This is a genomic window from Pelagimonas sp. KU-00592-HH (assembly GCF_040369695.1).
Taxonomy (GTDB): domain Bacteria; phylum Pseudomonadota; class Alphaproteobacteria; order Rhodobacterales; family Rhodobacteraceae; genus Shimia.
This window is the reverse complement of sequence record NZ_BAABWM010000003.1, coordinates 450,797-466,201: the sequence shown is the minus strand read 5'-3', so window position 1 is coordinate 466,201 and position 15,405 is coordinate 450,797. Positions and strand designations below refer to the sequence as shown.

14 protein-coding genes are annotated in these 15,405 nt (G+C 60.3%); 11 read left to right on the top strand and 3 right to left on the bottom strand.

Going from position 1 to position 15,405, the window contains the following annotated elements; all coding sequences use genetic code 11:
- Window positions 1–27: 27 nt before the first annotated feature.
- From bmt to ABWV42_RS14625, 3 genes are all read left to right on the top strand, one after another.
- Window positions 28–1,041, top strand: a complete 1,014-nt coding sequence (gene bmt, locus ABWV42_RS14635; RefSeq protein WP_353340819.1) for a betaine--homocysteine S-methyltransferase — start codon at window positions 28–30, stop codon at window positions 1,039–1,041.
- Window positions 1,042–1,174: 133 nt separating this feature from the next.
- Window positions 1,175–2,023 carry an SH3 domain-containing protein gene (locus ABWV42_RS14630; protein ID WP_353340818.1) on the top strand — a complete coding sequence of 283 codons (849 nt, stop codon included), beginning with the start codon at window positions 1,175–1,177 and terminating at the stop codon, window positions 2,021–2,023.
- Window positions 2,024–2,274: 251 nt separating this feature from the next.
- Window positions 2,275–2,541 (top strand): hypothetical protein, encoded by a 267-nt coding sequence (locus ABWV42_RS14625; RefSeq protein WP_255106558.1) that lies wholly within the window; start codon window positions 2,275–2,277, stop codon window positions 2,539–2,541.
- A gap of 9 nt (window positions 2,542–2,550) precedes the next feature.
- On the opposite strand, the gene ABWV42_RS14620 is transcribed toward ABWV42_RS14625, so the two are convergent.
- Window positions 2,551–3,636 (bottom strand): PA0069 family radical SAM protein, encoded by a 1,086-nt coding sequence (locus ABWV42_RS14620; RefSeq protein ID WP_353340817.1) that lies wholly within the window; start codon window positions 3,634–3,636, stop codon window positions 2,551–2,553.
- 208 nt (window positions 3,637–3,844) lie between these two features.
- Between ABWV42_RS14620 and ABWV42_RS14615 the strand changes: the two genes are divergently transcribed.
- From ABWV42_RS14615 to ABWV42_RS14600, 4 genes are all read left to right on the top strand, one after another.
- Entirely contained in the window at window positions 3,845–4,543 is a 699-nt protein-coding gene (locus ABWV42_RS14615; protein ID WP_255106555.1) for a cobalamin B12-binding domain-containing protein, read from the top strand.
- 84 nt (window positions 4,544–4,627) lie between these two features.
- Window positions 4,628–5,266, top strand: a complete 639-nt coding sequence (locus ABWV42_RS14610; RefSeq protein WP_353340816.1) for a DUF1638 domain-containing protein — start codon at window positions 4,628–4,630, stop codon at window positions 5,264–5,266.
- 419 nt (window positions 5,267–5,685) lie between these two features.
- Entirely contained in the window at window positions 5,686–6,642 is a 957-nt protein-coding gene (locus tag ABWV42_RS14605; protein ID WP_353340814.1) for a hypothetical protein, read from the top strand.
- A 151-nt stretch (window positions 6,643–6,793) separates the two neighbouring features.
- Window positions 6,794–7,291, top strand: coding sequence for a hypothetical protein (locus ABWV42_RS14600; protein ID WP_353340813.1), 498 nt, complete (start codon window positions 6,794–6,796; stop codon window positions 7,289–7,291).
- On the opposite strand, the gene ABWV42_RS14595 is transcribed toward ABWV42_RS14600, so the two are convergent.
- Window positions 7,292–7,918: a helix-turn-helix domain-containing protein gene (locus ABWV42_RS14595; protein ID WP_255106545.1), complete on the bottom strand. Its 627-nt coding sequence runs from the start codon at window positions 7,916–7,918 to the stop codon at window positions 7,292–7,294.
- 66 nt (window positions 7,919–7,984) lie between these two features.
- Between ABWV42_RS14595 and ABWV42_RS14590 the strand changes: the two genes are divergently transcribed.
- The 4 genes from ABWV42_RS14590 to ABWV42_RS14575 all read left to right on the top strand — a co-directional run bounded on the left by ABWV42_RS14590 (window position 7,985) and on the right by ABWV42_RS14575 (window position 11,823).
- Complete coding sequence (locus ABWV42_RS14590) at window positions 7,985–9,505, top strand: class I adenylate-forming enzyme family protein (protein ID WP_353340812.1); 1,521 nt, start codon at window positions 7,985–7,987, stop codon at window positions 9,503–9,505.
- Window positions 9,502–10,143, top strand: coding sequence for a DsbA family oxidoreductase (locus ABWV42_RS14585; RefSeq protein ID WP_353340811.1), 642 nt, complete (start codon window positions 9,502–9,504; stop codon window positions 10,141–10,143). Before ABWV42_RS14590 ends, ABWV42_RS14585 begins: the two co-directional genes overlap by 4 nt.
- Window positions 10,140–10,517: a potassium channel family protein gene (locus tag ABWV42_RS14580; RefSeq protein ID WP_353340810.1), complete on the top strand. Its 378-nt coding sequence runs from the start codon at window positions 10,140–10,142 to the stop codon at window positions 10,515–10,517. Before ABWV42_RS14585 ends, ABWV42_RS14580 begins: the two co-directional genes overlap by 4 nt.
- Window positions 10,518–10,614: 97 nt before the next feature.
- Window positions 10,615–11,823, top strand: a complete 1,209-nt coding sequence (locus ABWV42_RS14575) for a multidrug effflux MFS transporter (protein ID WP_353340809.1) — start codon at window positions 10,615–10,617, stop codon at window positions 11,821–11,823.
- 107 nt (window positions 11,824–11,930) lie between these two features.
- Here ABWV42_RS14575 and mfd read toward each other — a convergent pair whose 3' ends face one another.
- Window positions 11,931–15,398, bottom strand: a complete 3,468-nt coding sequence (gene mfd / locus ABWV42_RS14570; protein ID WP_353340808.1) for a transcription-repair coupling factor — start codon at window positions 15,396–15,398, stop codon at window positions 11,931–11,933.
- Window positions 15,399–15,405: the final 7 nt, after the last annotated feature.

The window sequence follows — 15,405 nt, the reverse complement described above, 5'->3', positions numbered from 1 at the left end:
ACAGCACGACCCTATAAGGAGGCCCGAATGACCAACGCGCTGACCAAACTGCTGGAAACCCGCGACTGGCTGATGGCCGACGGCGCCACCGGAACCAACCTGTTCAACATGGGTCTGGAATCCGGCGATGCCCCGGAACTCTGGAACGAAAAGCACCCCGACCGCATTAAGAAGCTCTACAGCCTCGCTGTCGATAACGGCTCGGACATCTTCCTGACCAACTCCTTCGGCGGCAATGCTGCCCGCCTCAAACTGCACGACGCCGGCCACCGCGCCCGCGAACTGTCGCGCATGTCGGCCGAGATCGGCCGCGAAGTCGCAGATGCTGCCGGTCGCCCCGTCATCGTGGCCGGTTCGGTTGGCCCGACCGGCGAGATCATGGAACCGGTTGGTGCGCTCAGCCACGCCGATGCGGTCGAGATCTTCCACGAACAGGCCGAGGGCCTCAAGGAAGGCGGGGCCGATGTCCTGTGGCTCGAAACCATTTCCGCCCCCGAAGAATACCGCGCCGCCGCCGAAGCCTTTGCGCTGGCCGATATGCCCTGGTGTGGCACCATGAGCTTTGACACCGCAGGCCGCACCATGATGGGTGTCACCTCGCAGGACATGTCTCAGCTTGTCGAAGGCCTGCCGAACGCCCCCCTCGCCTATGGCGCCAACTGCGGCACCGGCGCGCCCGATCTTTTGCGCACCGTTTTGGGCTTTGCCGCCCAGGGCAACGAACGCCCCGTGATCGCCAAGGGCAACGCCGGCATTCCGAAATACGTGGATGGCCACATCCACTATGACGGCACGCCGGAGCTGATGGCCGACTATGCGGTCATGGCCCGCGACTGTGGCGCCACCATCATCGGCGGTTGCTGTGGCACCATGCCCGAGCACCTTGCCGCGATGCGCGAAGCTCTGGAAACCCGCCCGCGTGGCACCCGCCCAACGCTCGAACAGATCGCCGAAACCCTTGGCGGTTTTTCTTCGGCCAGCGATGGCACCGGCGAAGACGCCGCCGCACCGGCCCGCCGCCGCAGCCGCCGTCGCGGGTAAGGCATACACATCAAAACAACCAAGGCGCGAACCCTGCCGGATCGCGCCTTTTTCTTTTCTGCTTAGGGGCTTGCCCCTCCTATTGTGCCCTGTAACACTGCGCCCCGTTACCAAGTTCCTTTGACAATCCGAGATGCCATTGGACGACCGCACATCTACTCTGGGGCCAGCCGTCTTTATCGGCCTGATGGTCTATGCGCTGGCGACCTATACGCCGGCCGAAATTGTCTATGCCAACCCGGCGGACAAGATGGATACCGGTGTCATTTCAAAGGCAGACACGGTACCGCCCCCCGCAGAACTCGTTCTGGCGGCCCTGCCCCTAAAACCGCTGCCAGAGCCGCAACTGACCCGCCCCGCACGCTCGAGCCGTGCCACCGAGACCGGTGCAGACCGTCAGGTCGCCACCCTGCCTGCACCGCCAGCGCGCGTGACCGTCTCGATAAAGGCCTCAGTGCCGGACGCACCGGTTGCCGACACCCCGCCGCGCCTTGAGATGCTGGCGCCCTTTGATGTTCTGTTGGCCCTACAAGGCCCTTTGCGTCCGCAACCAACATCCGACGAAGAAAGCTTCGCCGCGCTGGAAAGCCCCGCACGGATATCGGTTCAGACATCCGGAGCAGAACAGATTGCCCCCGCAGAAGGCCAGACGCCCCGCGCCCTGCCCCTGCACCGCCCGCCCGCGATGATCCTGCGCGGCCCGACACGCCCCTTAAGGCCCAGCCGATCACCGGCCCCGTCCTCACCAATGGCCGCACTTCCAAAACTTACCCTCGTCGGCGACTTCGTGAACCTGCGCAGGCAGCCCCGCGCTTCCTCGCGATCGCTTGGTAAATTCGACAGCGGCACAATGGCTGTACTGGTCGACCGGCAGGGCAACTGGGCACGGGTTTTCCTGCCCGCCCAAACACCGCCCATCACCGGCTGGATGTACGCGCCCTACCTCGCTGATTCTCTGCAAGACGGCCAAATCGGCAACTGATTGCGCTAAACGCCGGAAATCGCTGCTCAAACACCGTGCAGACGCAGCATTTGCTTGCGACCAATCGGAGCAATTTGACCTAGATCAGAGCCGCACCGAAACGCACTGACCCAAAGTAAAGATGCCGGGTCCGTTCCGGTGGGGTTTTCCGGCCCCGGCTTTCGCCAAAACCTCGCTTTTCTAACGCCAGCCGCCCGTCGGCTGACGCCAACGTAGGACCATAACTCGACTGTCCCTCAAAGGAGACAACCATGAGCATTCTGTTCGAAAAGATGACCCACGCGGCCCGCGACATCGCCGAGGCCCGCCTTCGTGAAGAAGGTCTGCTCGCCCCCGATGCCCCGCTGGAATACGCTTTCGAAGTGCTGCCAAGTGAACGCGACGCTCTTGAAAAGGCCCGTGCGGAGTTCGATACGAAAATCGCCGCCTGCACCGACGATGAAAGCCTCGCCGAGATGGCTGTCGCCAAGGCGCGCTGCGTCCGCGACGCCCTGAACGAGATGAAACAAGCCTCCTGAGCGCCACGCCTAGAACAAGGCCAGCTGTTCCCCCTTCGCCAGCGGCGGACAAAACAGGTCCCGCCGCAGCTTGGGCAGGTGTTTGTTCAACCCCTGCCGTTTCAGGGCCACATCGAACCGTGCGGCGATCATCTGGGCATAATGTCCCTCGCCGCGCATTCTCTTGCCCCATTCCGACGAATAGTCCGCCCCGTCGTGCATTTCCCGCACCCGCGCCATCACCCGTGCCGCGCGATCAGGGAAATGTTCGCCCAGCCATTCCTGGAACAATTCCGACACTTCTCGCGGCAGCCGCAGCATGATCCAGCTGGCCGCCTCCGCCCCCGCCGCGCGCCCTGCCGCCAGAACCGCCTCGATCTCGTGATCGGTGATTGACGGCACCACCGGCGCCATCATCACCCGCACCGGAATACCGGCCGCACTCAGCGCTTCGATGGTTTTCAGGCGGCGGGCGGGCGACGGCACACGCGGCTCCATCGCGCGCGCGACCTGTGGATCAAGCGTCGTGACCGAAATCCCGACATGCACCAGCCCGTCGCGCGCCATCTCCGACAGGAAGTCGATGTCACGTTCAATCAGCGTCCCCTTGGTCACGATCCCCAATGGATGCTTGAAATCTCGCAGAACCTTCAGACAGGCGCGCCAGATACCCTGCTCTCTTTCAACCGGCTGATAGGGATCGGTATTGGTGCCCATCGCTAGCGTATCCACCCGGTAATTCTTGCGCCGCAACTCGCGTTCAAGAACCTCAGCCGCATTGGGGCGCCCCACCAGCTTCGTTTCAAACTCCAACCCCGGTGACAGCCCTAGATAGGCATGGGTGGGACGCGCAAAACAATAGACACAGCCATGTTCGCAGCCCCGATAAGGATTGATCGAGCGATCAAACGGAATGTCGGGCGAGGTATTGCGCGTGATTATGCTGCGCGCGGTCTCAAGCGTCAGCTCGGTGCGAAATCCGGCGCGCTCCTCGGCGATCTCCCAGCCATCGTTTTCCTCGACTCGAGTCAGGTCAAACCGGCCGCTGTGATTGCTCACCGCGCCCCGTCCGCGCCGCCGGTCGGGATCAATAGCCTGAAAATGTCGCCGTTCCATATCGGCAAGGTAGAACAAATAGGGAACACATGCAATTAACCCCAAGATGAGCATGAGAATCTTTCACACCCAACCGTCTGTTTCATCGCTATAAGTCGGTCCCAGCGTCAGCCATGTCGCAATTTTGACAGTCGCGGCGGCAGAAAAAGACGAATTCTGAATCAAACAACGAAACAGGCCGCGCGCCGGCAAGCCATAAGGAAAGCCCATGTCGGAAGAAGACGATATCATCCTGTCTGAACTGGACGACGAGGAACTGGTACAACAGATGTTCGACGACCTTTACGACGGTCTCAAGGAAGAGATCGAAGAAGGCGTTAACATCCTCCTCGAGCGCGATTGGCAGCCCTACGACATCCTGACCAAAGCCCTGGTTGGCGGCATGACCATCGTTGGTGCCGACTTCCGTGACGGCATCCTCTTCGTGCCCGAAGTTCTTCTTGCGGCAAACGCAATGAAGGGCGGCATGGCGATCCTCAAGCCGCTGCTGGCTGAAACCGGCGCACCGCGCGTTGGTAAAATGGTCATCGGCACCGTGAAGGGCGACATCCACGACATCGGCAAGAACCTCGTTGCGATGATGATGGAAGGCGCAGGCTTTGAAGTTGTGGACATGGGCATCAACAACCCGGTCGAGAACTACATGGAAGCACTGGAAAACGAACAGCCGGACATCCTCGGCATGTCGGCCCTGCTGACCACCACCATGCCCTACATGAAGGTCGTGATCGACACCATGGTCGAGCAAGGCGTACGTGAAGACTATATCGTTCTGGTCGGCGGCGCGCCCCTGAACGAAGAGTTCGGCAAGGCAATCGGCGCAGACGGCTACTGCCGTGACGCGGCTGTTGCGGTTGAAATGGCCAAGGAAATGGTCAGCCGCAAACACAACTCGATGAACGCCTGATCCTCCTCCTCAATTCAGGCGTTTTGAAAAACGGCCCGTCCCACTCCCCGGGCGGGCCGTATCTGTTTCAGGAAGGCGAACAAAATGGCCCTACCCAGCGATGAGACCCTGACCAGCGACGGCATGACTGCCACCGCCCAGACCGGCCGCATCCTGCTTATTGCCTGTGGAGCCCTGGCCCGCGAAATCCTCGCCCTGCAAAAGGCCAATGGCTGGGATCACATGGTCCTGACCTGCCTGCCCGCCATCTACCACATTCACCCTGAAAAAATCCCCGAAGCGGTCCGCGAAGCCGTAACCAGGCATCGCGACACCTATGACCAGATCTTCGTGGTTTACGCTGACTGCGGCACCGGAGGCTTGCTCGAACAGACCTGCGCCGACCTTGGCGTGGAAATGGTTCAGGGGCCGCACTGCTACAGTTTCTTTGAAGGCAACGACACATTCGCAAAGGTCTCGGAAACCGAGTTCGACGCCTTCTACCTGACCGATTTCCTTGTGCGCCAGTTCGATGCCTTCGTCTGGAAACCCATGGGCCTCGACCGTCATCCCCAGTTGCGCGACATGTACTTCGGCAACTACTCCAAACTGGTGTACCAGGCCCAGATCGACGATCCCGCCCTGACCGAGAAAGCCCAGGACTGCGCCGAGCGCCTAGGCCTTGCCTTCGAGCGCCGCTTTACTGGTTACGGCGACCTCGAAACCTCGCTCGCCAAGCTCTGACAAACCCCATCGCGCAATTTATCTCCGTCACGGCGTCGCCGAAAGGCTGACGCCAAAAGGTGACTCAACATAATACTTTTTTCGCACAACTTTTAGGCGTATACATATCAAAACAAGAATAAATATACCGAGTACAAACGGTTTGTGAGGCGAGTTATTATCCGGAGAGGCAATTGAGCAAAGACATCAGGCAGAGTCGCACTTCAAATTCGAAACCGACTGATCCTTTGGCCACCCAATCGCGGCCCTATGGCGCACGATCGCGTTTTCGCTCAAAGACACCTGATTTCAATACGATAGAACTTAACACCTCAAGAACCGAGATCCCCTCAAAAAGCCCCTGTTCACCCCGCCTCGCATCTTCTCTCAGGATCACCACGCTCGCAGTTCTGGGCGTGCCCCTGCTGTCTTCACCCACTATGGCACAGATCAACGACTGTGGTGATAGCAAGACCGTCATTGAACGCACGTTAACAGCCCCACAATCAGAAGACGAAAAGCTGGAGCAGATCGACTGGGCAGAACTGGCGCGACTTGCACGCGGGGAACCACCCAGCGACAAGAAAAATCATCCTGAAACCACGACGATTAGAACCGAAGGTTGCGCGCTCGATGAAAGAGAAACCGACGCATTGCCCAAGGGCGAATTGTCGCCGCCTGAAGGCATGCAAGTCGTGGAAACCGGCATTGCGACGGTCCACCCCACAACCGCGCGCGGCGCAGACGCAAGCAGCAAGAGTATCGCAGGCACGGAATCCGGGCGCGCGCCCAAAGCGGCAGGATCAAAAGTTTCCGCAAAAGAGGAAAAGCCAACCATCGACGCCGAGCTTCTGGAAAAGCTCATGATTCTTGCCCTGTCTCTCCTGAGCTTTGTCAGCGTGTTTGTCCTCGCCCGCTACTTGCCGGGCATCATCCTTGGCATCCTGCGCCGGCGCAAAACCTGCCGAATCCCGGTCAAGCTGTTTACCGGTCGCACCGAGTTTCCGGGCCAGATCACCGTCCTGGGAAAATACGGCCTTCGCTTTCTGCCCAAAAATCCGCACACGATGGCCGCGCTAAAAAAATTGCTCGGCGAAGACCATTTCTACGAATTCGACATCACGATCGGCGACGGGACAAAAGCCGTCTTCGTGGACTCGGTGGATGATCCCCACGTCACCATCTTCTTTGTCGAAAAACTGGGCAAGAAAGAGCAGGACACGATGCTCTCCCTCTCAACCGTTGATGTGCGTTTCGACAGTTGGCGGCCTGTCAAAAAGGGCCGCGCGAAACTACGCCGTGAAGTCATCGAAGCACGCCTGAACAAGCTGAAGGAAATGCGCAATGCAGAAATACGGCGCCGCCATCTGGCCGAACAATCTGCACGTTTTGACTGACTTGACCTTAGCGCAAACCACTTCAAGTTGTGCATTTCTGCAACACTCAACTAAAACTGATCAAACGTGTCGCTCATCACAACTTTTAAGTGTAGCGTAAAAAGAAAAGAAAAAACAAACCTTTGAGGCAACCCCCCCAAGGAGGCAGACCTTGACCAAATTTAAGGCCGCATTCTTATCCCTTCCGCTTATTTTCGGTCTCGCGGTACAGGCAGACGCCGCACGCACCGACACATGCCCCACCGGCTGGACAGAACACGGCCAGGGTGTTCAGAAAAACGAAAAAGGCGATTTCTCCCATATCGACTGGAACGAACTGGCGCGCGTGGCCCGAGGCGAGAAATCCGCCGAACCCGTCGCCTATGTCAGATGCGCTTCGGCAACCGTCATGCGTGCCTCGGCCGCAGCAGTGGAACCAGCGGTCCTAGTGACAGACACCTCCGCTGACAAGCTCTCAGGCATCACCTATACCAGCGCGACCGTGGCCTCGACCAACACGCGCACCTTTGCCAGCAAGCAGGAAAAACAGGCCCAAATCGATCAACTGAAATGGATCGGTATCGGCATGATCCTGTTTTCACTGGCCGTGATGGCCTATGCCTTCCTGCCCGGCATCGTGACAACGTTGCTGCGCCGCAAGCAGACCTGATCAGCCCGTCAGGGACGTCACCCACAGGATCGTGGCGTCCTCATCCGACACCGAAATCACGTTATGCCCCATCGAGGCATCGTAATAGGCGCTGTCACCACGGCGCATTTCTACCGGCTCGTAGAACTCGGTATAGAGCTTCACAACACCCGTCAGCACATAGAGAAATTCTTCGCCGTCATGGCGGACCCAGCCGTCGAATTCCTCGATCGAACGCGCACGCACCCGCGCGCGATAAGGCAGCATCGACTTCTTGGTCAGTGTCTCGGCCAGCAACTCGTGCTCATAGGTCACCGTTGCCTGATGCACCCCTTCGCCCGACTTCACCACCGACATGCGGCCGTTCACCTGGCTTTTCTGCGGCGGCGTGAACAACTGCGGCACGGAAATCTCCAGCCCCTCGGCCAGTTTTTTCAACGCGTCATAGGTCGGTGACATCTGGCCGTTCTCGATCTTCGACAAGGTTGATCGCGCCAGACCGGCCTGTTTTGCCGCCTGCTCGAGCGTCCAGCTGCGCGCCTTGCGCAGCTCTCGCACCCGAACCCCAAGGTCCAGAGGTTCAACATGGTCCGCCTGCCCGTTCTCACGGGCGACCTTGATCAGGGATTTCGGGTCTTTATCTGTCATGCTGGCCCTTCTAAACCGCCCTAACCTCCCCTTGCAACTCCCCAAACCGACGCCTACCAAGAACCCATGCTGTCTCTGTTCGATCAAGGCGCCCCGACGCCCGCCCCCGCCCCCTTCAACATGGCGGCCCATGTGCTGGCCCATGCCGACGCCCTGCCCGACAAGGTCGCGCTTGCGGTAATGTCGCTGGATGGGTCCGAAGACTGGACCTACAGCGCGATGAAGGCGGCAATCCTCGGCACCGGCACGGGGCTCTTGCAACAAGGCCTTGCGCCCGGCCAGATCGTCCTCATGCGCCTTGGCAACACGGTCGAGTTCCCAATTGCCTATCTCGCCTGTATCGCAGTTGGCCTTGTGCCCGTGCCCACCTCTTCACAGCTGACAGACCCCGAAGTCGCCAAGATGGTTGCCGAGCTTTCGCCGGCCGCCATCCTGCGTGATCCCGACATCGCCTGTCCCGACACCCCCGGCATTCCCCAGCTGACGCTTGAGGCGCTGGAAGAGATGCGCATCCTGCCGCCCGCCGCCTTCCACATGGGTGATCCCGAGCGGCTTGGCTATATCATCTACACCTCCGGCACCTCGGGCGTGCCTCGGGCGGTTTGCCACGCCCACCGCGCGATCTGGGCGCGCCAGATGATGCACGAAGGCTGGTACGGCCTGCATCGCGATGACCGGCTGATGCACGCCGGTGCCTTCAACTGGACCTTCACCCTTGGCACAGGCCTGATGGACCCGTGGTCTGTGGGGGCCACCGCCCTGATCCCGGCCAAAGGCGTCGACCTGATGGCGCTGCCCAGGCTTCTCAAAAGCCACAAGGCGACGATCTTTGCCGCCGCCCCCGGCGTCTACCGCAAGATGCTGAGCGATCATCCGGACATTCACCTGCCCGATCTTCGCCATGGCCTGACCGCGGGTGAAAAGCTCTCCGAGACCATCCGCGAAGACTGGTATGAGGCCACGGGCAGCGCGCTCTACGAGGCCTATGGCATGTCGGAATGCTCCACCTTCATTTCGGCCAGCCCCTCTTCGCCCGCCCATCCCGGCACCCTTGGTCGCCCGCAACCCGGACGCCGCATCGCCATAGTGGACGAAACCGGCCCCGTTCCGCTTGGCTCCGAGGGCACCATCGCCGTCGACCGCCGCGATCCCGGCCTGATGCTGGGCTACTACAGGGCCGAGGCAGACACCCAGGCGCGCTTCATGGGCGACTGGTTCCTGACCGGCGATCAGGGCGTGATGGACGAAGACTTCTACATCACCTATTCGGGTCGCGATGACGACATGATGAATGCCGGTGGCTTTCGTGTCTCGCCGCTCGAAGTCGAAGCCGCGCTCTCGCGCTTTCCCGGCATCGGGGCCGTCGGTGTCACCGATGTCGAGGTCAAGGCCGACACCCGCGTCATCGCCGCCTTCTATACCTCTGATGCGCCGCTGGATGACGCCGCACTTCAGGCATTTGCGCAATCCAATCTGGCCCGCTACAAACAACCCCGGTTGTTCCAGCGTCTGGACGCGCTACCTACCAATCCAAATGGCAAGCTCAGCCGCCGGGCACTACGTGAAAACTTCGAGGCAAATACATGATTAAGCTAGACATTCTCTCTGATCCGATTTGCCCCTGGTGCCTGATCGGCAAGACGCGTCTCGAAAAGGCGCTGGCAGAAATTCCCAATCACCCCTTCGTGATCGAGTGGCACCCGTTCCAGCTGAACCCAGACATGCCGGGCGACGGAATGGACCGCCGTACCTATCTCGAAACCAAATTCGGCGGCAAGGAACGCGCGGTCAAAGTCTATTCCGAGATCGACCAGCACGCCCGCGAAGAAGGTCTCGACCTCGATTTCGGTGCCATTCAACGCACGCCGAACACGATCAACGCGCACCGCCTGATCCACTGGGCCGGGATCGAGCAGAAACAGGACGAGATGGTGAATGCCCTGTTCGACGCCTACTTCAAAGAAGGCCGCGACATCGGTGACGACGAGGTGCTGTGCGATCTGGCTGACGGTATCGGCATGGATGCCGCCGTGGTTGCTAAGCTGCTCAAGTCGGATGCCGACGCCGACATGATCCGCCAGCGCGATGCCCACAGCCGCCAGATGGGCGTGAACTCGGTTCCGACCTTCATTGTCGACAATCGTCACGCCGTCCCCGGCGCACAGCCTGCTGACCTCTGGGTCAAGGTCATCAACGAACTGATGGAACAGGACGCGGCTGAATGAGCCCAAAGGTACGAATCCTCTACCTCCTCCTTCTCCTGGCCCCGACCATCGGATCGGGCACGGTGTTCTTTCACTATGTCGAAGGCTGGAGCTGGGTCGATTCCTACTTTTTCTCGGTCGTGACCCTTTCAACAGTTGGCTACGGAAACCTGGTTCCCGTGACAACTCTTGGGAAAATAGGCACGACCGTCTTCATCCTGACGGGCCTTGGCATCTTTGCCTTCGTGATTCAGCAGTTCGGCAGGATGACTGCGGAACGCCACGCAGCCCACTCACACTGGCTTTTCGCGCAACTGGGTGACAAGAGTTCGGATGCCGAACCCCAGGCCGACAACGTCGACGACGCGCCCGACCCTGCGAAAACCGAGAGCTGACCTCTGCAAAATCGCACAATACCCTGCGCAACGTCGCCTCTGGCGTGTGTATTGGCAATGTGCTAGCGCCAAGGGGTACGTATTTTGCGAGCACCCCATGTCATCCCTGCCGATTTCCCGAACCGAGTTCGTGGCGCTCTGCGCCATGATGTTTGCAACCATCGCATTTTCAATTGACGCGATGCTGCCTGCCTTGCCGGAGATCGGCCAGGAACTCAGCCCCGACAACCTCAATCGCGCGCAACTGATCCTCACCAGCTTCGTTCTGGGAATGGGGATCGGCACATTCTTCACAGGCCCCCTTTCGGACGCCTTCGGACGCAAGCCGGTGCTTCTTGGCGGCGCGGTCCTCTACACCGTCTGCGCCTTCATCGGCTGGCTGTCGCAATCTCTCGAACTGGTCCTCGCCGCCCGGCTCTTGCAGGGCATCGGTGCCGCCGGCCCGCGCATCGTGACGCTGGCGATCATCCGCGATCTGTTCTCGGGCCGCGAAATGGCGCGCATTGTCTCGCTGGCGATGATGATCTTCACGCTGGTGCCCGCCATCGCCCCCTCTCTCGGGGCCATCATCATCGCCTACTCAAGCTGGCGCGGGGTCTTCGTGGCCTTCATGCTTTTCTCGATCCTCACCGGCCTCTGGTTCGCGCTGCGCATTCCCGAACCTCTGGCCCAGGAAGATCGCCGCCCCTTCCGCCTGTCGCTGCTGATCAGCGGCATGAAGGAAATGTGGGCCATTCCCTCGGTCCGCACCTCGATCCTTGTTCAGTCGCTCTGCTTCGGTGTCCTGTTCGCGATGATCTCTTCGGTTCAGCCAATCTTCGACACCACCTTCGGGCGCAACGACGAGTTTCCCCTCTGGTTCGGCGGCATCGCACTGGTCTCGGGCAGCGCCAGCCTTCTGAACGCATGGCTGGTGGTGCGCGTCGGCATGCGCTTCCTCGTGACCGTGGCGCTGGGCGCCCAGGTCCTCTGTTCTGCCACCATGCTTGTCCTCTGCCTGATCCTGCCCCCCAGCCTGCCGCTGTTCCTGGCCTTCGTGCTGTGGCAGACCAGCGTCTTTTTCCAGGTCGGCATGACGCTGGGCAATCTCAACGCGCTGGCGATGGAACCGCTCGGCCACATGGCCGGCACCGCAGCCAGCGTCATGGGCGCGATTGCCACGGTTCTTGGAACGATGATCGCCGTACCGATCGGCCTCGCCTTTGATGGCACGCCGCTGCCGCTGGCCATCGGCATCGGCATCAGTTCGGTCGTCGGATACGCACTGATGCTCAAGATGCGTCGCCTTGAACAGCGCGCCGCCTAAACCAACTTTTTACCACCGGACGCCGCGGTAACGGATCGCCGGATACCGCGGTCGCACCTCCGCAATACCGACGTAATACCGACGCAATACCAACGTGGGTTTCGCGCTTAACCCTTGGCTTTCGCCCTAGCGCGTTTCTTTTCGGCGATGACCTTCTCGGCAAGATCGCGGGCAATGGCAAAGGCCCCTTTGATCTTGTCGCTTTCCTTCTTCCAGTCACGGCGCACAACGATCTTGTTGTCCTTCACCTTGGCCAGCCCACGCTGATCCTGGATGAACTCCACAAGGCCCTGAGGCGAGGCAAACTTGTCGTTGTGGAACTGAATCGTCGCGCCCTTTGGCCCGCCGTCCAGCTTGGAAATCCCGGCCCGCTTGCACATGTCCTTGATGCGAACAACTAGCAGCAAGGTGTTGACTTCCCTCGGCAATTTCCCGAACCGGTCAATCAGTTCCGCAGCAAAGCCTTCAAGCTCCACCTTGCTGTGCAACCCGCTCAGGCGACGATATAGGCCCAGACGCACATCCAGATCAGGCACATAGTCTTCGGGGATCAGCACCGGCACGCCCAGATTGATCTGCGGCGCCCACTGGTCATCCGTGTCGGTCAGGCCTTCCATCTCTCCGGCCTTGATCTTGGCAATCGCCTCTTCCAGCATCGACTGGTAAAGCTCATAGCCCACATCCCGCATCTGGCCCGACTGTTCCTCGCCCAGAAGGTTCCCTGCCCCACGGATATCAAGGTCTTGGGAGGCAAGGGTAAATCCGGCTCCAAGCGTATCCAGAGAGCCCAGAACCCGCAGCCGCTTTTCGGCCGCCGGCGTCAGCTTCATACGCGGCTTGGTGGTCAGATAGGCATAGGCGCGGGTCTTCGAGCGGCCGACACGCCCCCGGATCTGATAGAGTTGCGATAGGCCGAACATGTCGGCACGGTGTACGACCATGGTGTTGGCCGTCGGAATATCCAGACCGGATTCCACAATCGTCGTCGCCAGCAGAACGTCGTATTTACCATCGTAAAAGGCATTCATGCGATCATCCAGTTCACCAGCCGCCATCTGGCCGTGCGCCGTGATAAAGCTGATTTCCGGCACCTGTTCACGTAGGAAGGCTTCGATGTCGGGCAAATCGCTGATACGTGGCACCACATAGAAGCTCTGACCGCCGCGGTAATGTTCCCTTAACAGGGCCTCGCGTATGGTCACCGCATCGAATTCGCTGACATAGGTGCGAATGGCAAGGCGATCCACCGGCGGTGTGCCAATGATCGAAAGATCACGCACGCCCGACAGGCTTAGTTGCAGTGTACGCGGAATCGGCGTCGCCGTCAGGGTCAGCACATGCACGTCTGACCGCATCTGCTTGAGGCGCTCCTTGTGCGCCACGCCAAAATGTTGCTCTTCGTCGATGATCAACAGGCCAAGGTTCTTGAAACTCACGCCTTTTGCCAAAAGCGCGTGGGTGCCGATCACGATGTCCACCGTCCCTCGCGACAGGCCCTCGCGGGTTTTCTCGGCTTCCTTGTTGCTGACAAACCGCGACAGGCCGCGCACCTCAAGCGGGAACCCACGGAACCGGTCGGCAAAGCTCTTGTAGTGCTGCCGCGCCAAAAGCGTGGTCGGCGCAATCACCGCAACCTGCATCCCCGACATGGCCGCCACGAAGGCCGCTCGCATCGCCACCTCGGTCTTACCGAACCCCACGTCACCACAGACAAGGCGATCCATCGGCAACCCGGCCCCCAGATCGCCCACCACGTCGCCAATCGCGCGCAGTTGGTCCTCCGTCTCCTGATAGGGGAAGCGCGCGGAAAACTCTTCCCAGGCATGGTGCTGCGCCTCAAGAACCGGCGCCTTGCGCAACGCACGCTCGGCCGCCACGCGGATCAGCTTGTCCGCCATCTCGCGGATACGTTCCTTTAGCTTGGCTTTCTTGGCCTGCCACGCGCCACCACCAAGGCGATCCAGAAGCCCTTCGTCGTGGCCGTATTTCGACAGCAGTTCAATGTTCTCAACCGGCAGGTAAAGCTTTGAACTCTCGGCATATTCGAGGCTCAGACACTCATGCGCTGCACCGGCCGCCGTGATCACTTCCAACCCGTGATAACGCCCGATCCCGTGATCGACGTGCACCACCAGATCGCCCGGCGAAAGCGATTGGGTCTCCGTCAAAAAGTTCTCGGCCCGCCGCTTCTTGCGCGGTGCACGGATCAGGCGATCCCCCAGAACATCCTGTTCCGAAATCACGGTCATTCCCGGCGCTTCGAACCCGTGTTCCAGGGCCCATACGGCAAGATACAACCCCGTCTTGCTGATCCGCGTTGCATCCGTGACCGGAATCGCCTCGGCCAGCCCCTCGTCCTCGATCAACCCGCTCAAGCGCTCTCGCGCGCCCTCGGAATACGAGGCCACAAGCACAGGGCCATCTTGCATCTTGGCTTTGATATGATCGGCCAAGGCCCCGAAAAGGCTTAGGTTTTCCTGCTGACGTTCGGGAGAAAAATTGCGTCCAATCCGGCCACCCGCATCAATCGCCCCCGGTCCCGATGCCTGTTGCAACGGCTTGAACTTGAGAACACGACGCGCCCCAACAGCCGCGTCCCACGCGGCATCATCCATATAGAGCAGCGCCGGAGGCACCGGCTTGTAAACCGTGTCGATCCGGCTTTTCTGTTGCAGCGCGTGATGGCGGGTTTCGTATTGGTCCTGAACCGTGTCCCAACGTGCAAGACGCACCGCATCCACTTGATCATCAAGGGAAATCGTCGCATCCGGAAGGTAATCGAACAGGGTTTCAAGGCGCTCGTGAAAGAACGGCAGCCAGTGTTCGACACCCTGGTGTTTTTTGCCCGCACTGATCGCCTCGTAAAGCGGATCATCGGTTCCGGCTGCACCAAATTCGATACGATAGTTCTGCCGGAACCGCGTGATCGCCGCCTCGTCGAGAATGACCTCTGAGACCGGGGCCAGTTCGACCATGTCGAGCTTTTCCGTCGTCCGCTGGCTCACCGGATCAAACCGCCGCGCACCGTCAAGAACATCACCAAACAGGTCAAGCCGCACAGGGCCGCTGTCACCCGGCGGGAAGATGTCGATGATGCCCCCCCGGATGGCATAGTCGCCCGGCTCCATCACCGTCGGCGCCTGAGTAAAGCCCATGCGCACAAGGAAGGCACGCAACGCGCCCTCGTCGATCTGATAGTTCACCTGCGCCTTGAAAGCCGCCTCTCGCAGCACCTCACGCGCCGGCACCCGCTGCGTCGCTGCATTGAGCGTGGTCAGCAGGACGAACTGCTTGGGCATGCCATGCACAAGCCCCGCCAGCGTCGCCATCCGGGTCGCGGAAATGTCGGCATTGGGCGAGACCCTATCATAGGGCAGGCAATCCCAACCCGGAAAGGTGATCACCGGCATGTCAGGTTGAAAGAACGCCAGCGCCGATTGCAGCGCCGCAAGCCGTTTGTCATCCCGTGCAACGTGGCAGACAGGACCGCCGGTCTTGGCCACTTCCTTGAGGATCAACTGTGCATCAAAGCCTTCGGGCGCACCGCCTACGGTGATGTGGTTCTTTCCAGCCATCTTGCAA